Origin of the sequence: Geminocystis sp. CENA526 (genome assembly GCF_050753365.1) — a bacterium.
GTDB lineage: Bacteria > Cyanobacteriota > Cyanobacteriia > Cyanobacteriales > Cyanobacteriaceae > Geminocystis.
On record NZ_JBLZFY010000144.1, the window covers coordinates 1 to 8284 of the forward strand.

The 8284-nt window shown below is 33.6% G+C and carries 10 protein-coding genes; 8 read left to right on the top strand and 2 right to left on the bottom strand.

The window, feature by feature from the left end; all coding sequences use genetic code 11:
* Window positions 1-64: 64 nt before the first annotated feature.
* Window positions 65-259 carry a hypothetical protein gene (locus ACN4EE_RS21055; protein WP_431708469.1) on the bottom strand — a complete coding sequence of 65 codons (195 nt, stop codon included), beginning with the start codon at window positions 257-259 and terminating at the stop codon, window positions 65-67.
* A gap of 129 nt (window positions 260-388) precedes the next feature.
* On the opposite strand from ACN4EE_RS21055, the gene ACN4EE_RS21060 reads away from it, so the two are divergent.
* From ACN4EE_RS21060 to ACN4EE_RS21095, 8 genes are all read left to right on the top strand, one after another.
* Window positions 389-850, top strand: coding sequence for a DUF29 domain-containing protein (locus tag ACN4EE_RS21060; RefSeq protein WP_431708470.1), 462 nt, complete (start codon window positions 389-391; stop codon window positions 848-850).
* Between the two features lie 215 nt (window positions 851-1065).
* Window positions 1066-1479: a hypothetical protein gene (locus tag ACN4EE_RS21065; protein WP_431708471.1), complete on the top strand. Its 414-nt coding sequence runs from the start codon at window positions 1066-1068 to the stop codon at window positions 1477-1479.
* A 42-nt stretch (window positions 1480-1521) separates the two neighbouring features.
* Complete coding sequence (locus ACN4EE_RS21070; RefSeq protein WP_431708472.1) at window positions 1522-1740, top strand: hypothetical protein; 219 nt, start codon at window positions 1522-1524, stop codon at window positions 1738-1740.
* Window positions 1730-2182, top strand: a complete 453-nt coding sequence (locus ACN4EE_RS21075) for a PIN domain-containing protein (RefSeq protein WP_431708473.1) — start codon at window positions 1730-1732, stop codon at window positions 2180-2182. Before ACN4EE_RS21070 ends, ACN4EE_RS21075 begins: the two co-directional genes overlap by 11 nt.
* Before the next feature lie 162 nt (window positions 2183-2344).
* Window positions 2345-2620: a hypothetical protein gene (locus tag ACN4EE_RS21080; protein ID WP_431708474.1), complete on the top strand. Its 276-nt coding sequence runs from the start codon at window positions 2345-2347 to the stop codon at window positions 2618-2620.
* On the top strand, window positions 2608-2838 hold the full coding sequence (locus ACN4EE_RS21085) for a DUF2283 domain-containing protein (protein WP_431708475.1): 231 nt from the start codon (window positions 2608-2610) through the stop codon (window positions 2836-2838). The genes ACN4EE_RS21080 and ACN4EE_RS21085 overlap by 13 nt, the downstream gene beginning before the upstream one ends.
* Before the next feature lie 62 nt (window positions 2839-2900).
* A complete protein-coding gene (locus ACN4EE_RS21090) occupies window positions 2901-7067 on the top strand; it encodes a glycosyltransferase (protein ID WP_431708476.1) in 4167 nt (1388 codons plus the stop codon).
* A 150-nt stretch (window positions 7068-7217) separates the two neighbouring features.
* The gene (locus ACN4EE_RS21095; RefSeq protein WP_431708477.1) at window positions 7218-7448 is read left to right on the top strand and encodes a type II toxin-antitoxin system MqsA family antitoxin; all 231 of its coding nucleotides are present in this window, start codon (window positions 7218-7220) and stop codon (window positions 7446-7448) included.
* 16 nt (window positions 7449-7464) lie between these two features.
* Here ACN4EE_RS21095 and ACN4EE_RS21100 read toward each other — a convergent pair.
* On the bottom strand, window positions 7465-8284 hold an 820-nt coding region (locus ACN4EE_RS21100; RefSeq protein WP_431708478.1), incomplete at its 5' end, for a glycoside hydrolase family 10 protein.

Here is an 8284-nt window from a genome sequence, read left to right on the forward strand (position 1 = left end):
ACGGTAAGAAAACCCTGCATCCCAAAATTGTGAAACAAGTTCTCGATGCTATTCAAGATAATAATTAAATTTTCCTTCCCATTCCCAAAACTCGATCGCACCTTCCCATTTCCCAAAGCCCGATCGCATCTTCCCATTTCCCAAAGCCCGATCGCATCTCCCCATTACCAAAACCCGATCGCATCCCTTCATGTCCTAAACCCGATCGAACCTCCTCATTTCCCAAAACTTGATCGAACCTCCTCATTCCCCAAAACATCGCTCGCACCTTCCCATTTCCAAACTTCGATCCCGAAGGGATCTGCTACGCAGCACGCACCGCCCCATTCCCAAAAAGTTGATGAAAATAATTTATAATAAGATAATGAAATAATCGGAGGTAGTCGTAATGGTAGCCCAATTAATTAAAAAGCAAACAAATTTATACGATACTGACTATAATCTGTGGATATTAGAAACTGTCAAAAAATTAGAGGATAGAGATTTAGATTCCCTTGATTGGGAAAATTTAATTGAGGAGGTATTAGGTTTGAGCCGAAGTGACAAAAGAAAACTTGAAAGTTTATTAATTAGATTGATCGAACATCTCTTAAAACTCGGCTATTGGGAATCTGAGAGAAATTATAATCAAAATCATTGGCGTAAAGAAATTCGTAATTTTCGTAAACAGATTAAAAGAGAATTAAAAGCTAGTCCTAGTTTGAATAATTATCTTGTCCAAATATTTGATGAGTCCTATCAAGATGCTAGGGAATTATTAGCTGATGATTCTGGATTACCTCTCAATACCTTCCCCGAAAACTCGATCGCACCTCTTGAACAAATCCTCGATGAAAACTGGCTTCCCTAATCGTACTCTGTCACAAAACTTAACCAAAAGCTCGATCTCATTTTTTATGAAGATAAAGGGCGATCGCAACTTGAAGAATAAATGTTGTTTTTTGGTGAAAAGGAATAATGTGAAAAATTTGTCAACTTAAAGTTATCTTACAGAACGATTATGGGTATTGTTTAAATAACGCCTTAAACGGCTCAGAAGCAGACACTCATAACTATAATTGGTTAATGTTAGAAATGTACGATCAAGTGGTGCGTAATGAGTCTGGTGGCGACATGAAACGCTATCTTGCCCAAAATCCCTTACCTAACCCAGAATTTATTGTCGATCGCTTTGGCGTAGAAGGAGAAATGTTAATCAAAGCCTTTCAAGGTAGAAACTTCCCCTATCAAAAATTAGCAGAATTAAACTCTACCCAAATCGGACAATTTCGCCAAGGGGGAGAAGTGCATCAGTGGATGTACGATCGATTTTCCCTCAGCAGACTATTAGCAAAAATTGGGTTTGTTGATATTAAAGTATGTCAAGCTAATGAATCCCGCATCCCGAATTTTAATAATTATTATTTAGATGTTTTACCCGATGGGAGAGTGCGAAAAAGTGACTCATTATTTATGGAGGGAATGAAGTCTGAGAACTAAGTTAAAATCATTAACAATATTTAGATAATTAGAAGTAAAAAAATGAAAGCGATCGCATTTGAAACGACAATCAAGCAAGGTATAATTCAAATACCATCATATTATCAAGAAAAATTAGAGGAAAATCAAACTGTCAAAATAGTTATCTTGACAGAAGATGATTTAACTAATCAAATGAATGAAATTGACTATTTATTGGATAATCCCATCAAAGTTGATCAAATTTCTCCCTTAACTAGAGATGAAATCTATGAAAAATAATAAAAATGAGTCCTGTTTTATTGACTCTAATATTTGGTTATATGCTTTATTAAGTAGCGAAAAACCAGAAGAAGAAAAAAAATCTCATATCGCTCATAAACTAATAATAAATAATGATAGTCGAATTATCATTAGTACCCAAGTTATTAACGAAGTTTCTGTTAACCTGTTGAAAAAATCTCGAACTGACAATGAAAAACTGATGAGAATTATACAAAGTTTTTATGAAAAATATGAGGTTGTTATTTTGAATCGTAAAACACTACTTGATGCTTGTCACCTTCGCCAAAAGTATAATTTATCTTTTTGGGATAGTTTGCTTGTTTCTTCCGCTTTATTTTCCTCAGCAAAATACCTTTATTCAGAAGATATGCAACATAATTTAATAGTTAATGAAAAATTGCTTATTGTTAATCCATTTATCGAATCAGGATTTTTCTAGCTATTATTTAGATGTTTTACCCGATGGGAGAGTGCGAAAAAGTGACTCATTATTTATGGAGGGAATTAAACCTGAGAATTAAAGATATAATTTCAGTAAAACTATGACATCAAAAGATACGATCGAGATTATTCCATCAAAAAAAATAACATTCTTATTCGATTGACTTATAAACAATGGTCTCACATTACCGAACACCACGACTATATGGCAGGGTATCAAGATTTAGTTATTGAAACCATCGCCAATCCCGATTTAATTGTTAAAGGGTGGACAGATGAACTAATCGCCCTCAAACAGAATCAAAAAACTGTGATTTCCCAAAAATGTGTAGTTGTTGTTTATAAAGAAATGGAAAATGATGGATTTGTGATTACAGCCTTTTTAACTTCATCCCCTGAAAAAATTATTAAACGAGGTATTTTATGGCAGAAATAAATCTTTTAAAATCAATACCTTATCTTCTTCAAGCACCCTCAAATCAAATGTGGATGACTTACGATGAAGATGTGGACGTTTTATATATTAGTTTTCGTAAACCACAAAAAGCCAATGATAGTATTTATGAAGATAATATAATCTATCATTATGCCGATGAAATATTAGTAGGAATGACAGTTTTAAATGCTTCTTTATTTTCGGCAAATCCAAGTTAGATAAAACAAAAATATCCCAGAAATTTAAAGTATAAAAGTTAATTATCAAATTAATTAAAAAAATGATTAAAATTCTTCACATAATCCAACAATTATCCAAAGGTGGTGCGGCGCGATCGATGATTGCCACAGCTAAATATTCCGCTCAATACGGCAATTTTCACCATCAAGTTATCTCCCTTCTGCCCTCCGAAACCTTAGCAAAGCAACAAGCTGAAGTCGTGGGAATGTCGGTTATTGATGCTCCTAATCATCAAGTAATTTTAGATACCATAGAAAAAGCCGATATAGTTCATGTTCACTGGTGGAATAACCCTCACCTCTACGACTTATTGAGATCGGATTTACCAGCCATGAGACTATTAACATGGTTTCACGTTGCAGGAGATCAACCCCCCCATGTTATTACAAAACAATTAATTGATCATTCTGATTTTGCCTTAGCTTGTAGCCCATACACTTATAATAGAAAGGCTTTTCAAGACTTAAATTCAGAAACCAAAACCAGTAAAACGGGAATGGTAATTGCTGGAAGTGATTTTGAGCCAATCAAAAATTATCAAAAACGTTCCCATGATGGCTTTAACGTTGGTTACATTGGTACAGTCGATTTTGTAAAAATGCACCCTAACTATGTGGCAATGAGTGCTAAAGTTGATATTCCTGATGTGCATTTTGTGGTTTGTGGAGGAGGTATTAGTAATTATTTAGCCCAACAAGCACAGCAATTAGGTGCATCCGATAAATTTGATTTTCGGGGATATGTAGAAGATATTAAATCAGTTTTAGAAATCTTAGACATTTACGGCTATCCCTTATGTGAAGAAACCTACGCCGCCGCCGAGTTGAATTTACAAGAAGTGATGTATTGTGGTATTCCCCCCGTTGTTTTTCCTTATGGTGGTGTCAAGAATTTAATTCAACATAACGAAACAGGCTTAATTGTTAACAGTGAAAAAGAGTATAAAGAAGCTATAGAATATTTATATCATCATCCTGAAGAAAGAGAAAGATTAGGTAATAATGCCCGAAAATATGCCTTAGAAATATTTGGGGCAGAAAATGCGGGTAAAGCCATTAATCCCATTTACGAAAAATTAATGCAACAACCGAAAAGAGAACGCATTTGGGGGATTCCTGTAGGAACGAGTTTACTAGATTTACCTATAACCTTAGAAGATTTAACAGGAGAATACCGCCAACCCACACCAGCAGAATTATTTATCGAAGGCTTAGGGGGTACTAAACCTGAATTTATCGTTAGTATGACTTCTCAGGATATTAACGAACTATTTGAAGCAGAAGAAAAAATCGCTTTATCATCTCCCTTAGTGCGTAGTGCAGGTTCAGGAGGTATCATACATTATTGTAATAGCTATCCTAATGATGGTTATTTGAGATTATGGACAGGTTTAGTCTTAGAAGCATCTCAACAATATGCCCAAGCCATACAAAATTATATTAATGCCATTAACTTAGGATGTAACCATTGGCGAGTAGTATGGTATTTGGCAAGAGTGGCAGAAAAAGCCAATAATTTAGAATTAGCGGAAAAAGCCGTCAGTAATGTACTTCAAGGAGTACCTAATTTTATCAATGCACAGGAATTATTAGAGCGTATCACCAACTGTAATTTATTTCCCATCAATTTCCAAACCCTTAACTTAATCATATTCCCAGACTGGCAACAAGACGAGGAAGAATTATCATTAACCCTAACAGAGGTGTTAAAAAGCATAGCACCTCATCCTCAAGCAGAAGAAATCACCCTAATTATTGACACAACCAATGCTGAAAGTGAAGAAGATGCTCAAATGTTAGTCTCAGCAGTCACATTGAATTTAATGTTAGAGGAGGGAATAGAATTATCAGAGACAACGGAAATAAATTTTGTTCGTAATTTAAACTCTCAACAGTGGCAAAAATTATTTACTCAAATGGGAAATAGTCAATTATATTATCTTCCTTTCCCTGTGATTTCTCAATGGGAGAATATTCCTGAGTCTCCCCTTGAGAGTTACTGTAAATATCTTTTGCAAAATTGTCAGATTTTCTTGAACAATGGTGATTCTGAAAAATATTTAGATTATTATAGCTATCTCTTACAAAATCTTGTACAAAATATAGAAAAAGATATACAGTCTCAACTATGGCAAAAAATAGCATTAATCTTTACAGAAAATTTAAATTTTATTCCCTGTTATTTTAATGATCAAAACCTTAAAGAAATCTATATCAATAGAGCAAAAATTTTAGAATTTACTTTAAGAATCAAGGGTTTTCAACTTGAATATGAATTTTTACCAAGAGAGGTTAAACAGGAAAAAATCAAAATAGGTATATTATCCGCTCACTATGGTATTCAAACAGAAACTTTTAGCACTCTGCCAATTTATAATCATTTGGATAGAGACAAATTTGATATAACTCTTTTAACTATTAGAATAAGCAATCATCGCTTAGAAAAATATTGTTTTGCTCATGGTGATCGAGTGATTCAGTTACCCTCAACTTTATCAGAACAAGTTGACATAATTCGCTCCTATGATTTAGATATTTTATTTATTGGAACAAATATCACTGCAAGAAGTCACTCAATCACATACTTAGCATTACATCGGTTAGCAAGAATACAGATTATTGACCCCAATTCACCGGTTTCTAGCGGTTTTCCCTCGATCGATTATTATATTTCTAGTAAGTTATCTGAATCTTTACCCACTGCTCAAGAGCATTATACAGAAGAATTAATTACCCTTAATATTCCTCCTCAATGCTTTGATTTTGGTACGGAAGCAAATTTAAAAACGGATCAAATTATCACAAGAGAAGATTTAGGTTTAAAAGCAGATCAAATAGTTTTTGTTTCGGGGGCAAATTATTTTAAAATAATCCCCGAAGTAGAAGAAACTTGGATAAAAATATTAACAAAGGTTGCCAATTCTGTTTTAGTTTTATATCCTTTTAACCCTAATTGGTCAAATAATTATCCTATTTCTCTTTTTCAAGAAAGAATATTTAAGACTTTACAAAAATATAATATTGCCGAAGATAGATTAATTATTCTTGAGCCTGTTAAAAATAGTTTAGAAATTAAGGAAAGACTAAAAATTTGTGATATTTATTTAGATTCTTTTCCCTACTCTGGCATGACTTCAATGATCGATCCTTTATCCGTTTCTTTACCTACTATAGTATTTAGTGGTGATACATCTCGATCGCAAAAAGCCGCATCGATTCTGAGATATTTTGACTTAGAAGATTTAATTGCTTATTCATTAGAAGAATACATAGAAAAAGCTGTTTTATTAGGTCAAAACCGTGAACTAAGACGAGAATATCTGGAAAAAATAACAGAAAAAATGCAGAGTAATCCTAGCTTTTTAGATAGTAAAACATACTCTCAAAACATAGAAAAAATATTTATCAATTTATATGAAAAATATCACTATGAAAATACTATTATAGAGTTTAAATTAACAAATATAAACTATCTAATCTTCCCTGATTGGCAAAGGGATGAAGAAGTATTGTCGATCGAACTTACTCAATTAATCTATAAACTAGCCAATAATTCTTCCCTTAGTAACGATAATCCCCCCGTCTCCGACTCCCCCCTTACTAAGGGGGGTTGGGGGGGATCAACCCTCGTCATAGACACCACTGGCATAACCGAAGAAGATGCTAATTTATTGCTATCTGGTATCGCCATGAATCTGATGATGGAGGAAGAATTAGACTTAGAAAATACCCTAGATTTTGCCCTAATTAATAACTTAAATGAACAACAATGCAATAAATTACTTCCTAAAATTACCGCTAAAATCACCCTTGAGAACGAAAATCAAGAAATAATTAATCAGTTTAATATTGAAGATTTAGTTTCGATCGATGGTAATGGTAATAACTATGCTATTTTCCCTGATTGGAAAGCAGATCAAGAAGAATTAGCCTCAGAAATTGCTCAGGTATTGATGAATCTTTCAGAAGAAGAAAATTGCACTTTATTAGTAAATCTTGATCATGTCGATCGAGAGGAAGTAGGCTTATTTTTCTCAGAAATAGCCATGAATTTAATGTTAATAAACAGTGTCGAATTATCCGATAATTTGCAGATTAATTTTGTGAATTTTACCGCTAATCAGTGGCAAAGTTTAGAAGGATTAATTAAGGAAAAAATTACTATTAATAGTGAAAATTTACCTGATAATTTATTTACTGAAAGTTAGTTAATGGTCAAGTGTTAGGTAAATAAAAAGTAACTCATGATTTATGGAGGGAATTAAGCCTTAATATTATTATTCATGTGGATTGAATGGCGTATTAGGAAAAATAGCCATAATTAATGTGTATTAACTATTTTAACAAGAGGTAATATTATGCTTCCCATTGATAAATGCCTATTTTGTGAAGGTAAATTAAGTAAAAAAACAGTAACAGAAATTATTAAAAATGATGGAGATACCGTTAGTTTAGAAGTATCTGCTCTAGTTTGTGATAATTGTGGAGAAAGATATTACGATCTTGAAACGATGAAAAAATTTGAATTAATCAAACAGAAATTAAAATCAAAACAAACTGAAAACAGCCTTTTTAACTTCATCTCCTGAAAAAATTAAATTATCATTAGATTCGCCGTTGAGGCTCAAAAAATAAAGCCCTCACAACTCCTCGTCTTAAGTAATCATTCTCCATTGGTGCATTTTCCCAAAGGGTTTCGTAATAGAAAAAGGCAACCCCTAGGCGATGTCGTCTCGCTTGGCGCACTTTATCTTCAATGAGGGTGATAGGAGTGGGGTTATTTCTCAAGCCTGTTAAAATAGCTACTCCTGTGGGAATTTTCTTTCTAGCAGATTGTAATTGAGCATTGTTTAATTCTTTGGTAAAAGTTTTTAAATCAGGGCGATAAACTTGAATGATTAATTCATCGACAATGCCTAAATTTACCCACCTGTGCCAATCCTGTAAAAATAAATTATAAGCTGTCGAGTAAGGATTTGGAGCTACTGAAAATATCGCTTTGGGTTTTCTTTGTTTGACTGCTCTATTCAATCTTACCATGAAATCTGTGATTTTATCAGCACGCCACTTTACCCAAGCCCTATCTTGAGGATTTGTCGGCGGATTTTTTTTCGTTTCCTGTTTATATAGTGCGATCGTATAGGGATCATAGCCAAAATCTCTTGGTAATACAGTATGATCATCAAATTGAACACCATCAACGGGATATTTAGTGACAACTTCTAAGACTAAATCCATGAAAAATTGTTGTACTTGAGGATGAAAAGGATTTAACCACACCACTTGCCCTGCCGCGCTACTGCCGATTTTACTACCATCTCGACGAGTGGTTAACCAACGAGGATTTTTTGTGGCTAATTCGGAGGAGGGAGTCGTCATAAAGCCAAATTCAAACCAAGGAATTACTAACAATCCTTGTCTATGC

Excerpts from the sequence above, each read along its gene's own strand:
- ACN4EE_RS21055 (WP_431708469.1), bottom strand. The coding sequence starts at position 259 with ATGTTTTGGGGAATGAGGAGGTTCGATCAAGTTTTGGGAAATGAGGAG.
- ACN4EE_RS21060 (WP_431708470.1), top strand. The coding sequence starts at position 389 with ATGGTAGCCCAATTAATTAAAAAGCAAACAAATTTATACGATACTGAC.
- ACN4EE_RS21065 (WP_431708471.1), top strand. The coding sequence starts at position 1,066 with ATGTTAGAAATGTACGATCAAGTGGTGCGTAATGAGTCTGGTGGCGAC.
- ACN4EE_RS21070 (WP_431708472.1), top strand. The coding sequence starts at position 1,522 with ATGAAAGCGATCGCATTTGAAACGACAATCAAGCAAGGTATAATTCAA.
- ACN4EE_RS21075 (WP_431708473.1), top strand. The coding sequence starts at position 1,730 with ATGAAAAATAATAAAAATGAGTCCTGTTTTATTGACTCTAATATTTGG.
- ACN4EE_RS21085 (WP_431708475.1), top strand. The coding sequence starts at position 2,608 with ATGGCAGAAATAAATCTTTTAAAATCAATACCTTATCTTCTTCAAGCA.
- ACN4EE_RS21090 (WP_431708476.1), top strand. The coding sequence starts at position 2,901 with ATGATTAAAATTCTTCACATAATCCAACAATTATCCAAAGGTGGTGCG.
- ACN4EE_RS21095 (WP_431708477.1), top strand. The coding sequence starts at position 7,218 with ATGCTTCCCATTGATAAATGCCTATTTTGTGAAGGTAAATTAAGTAAA.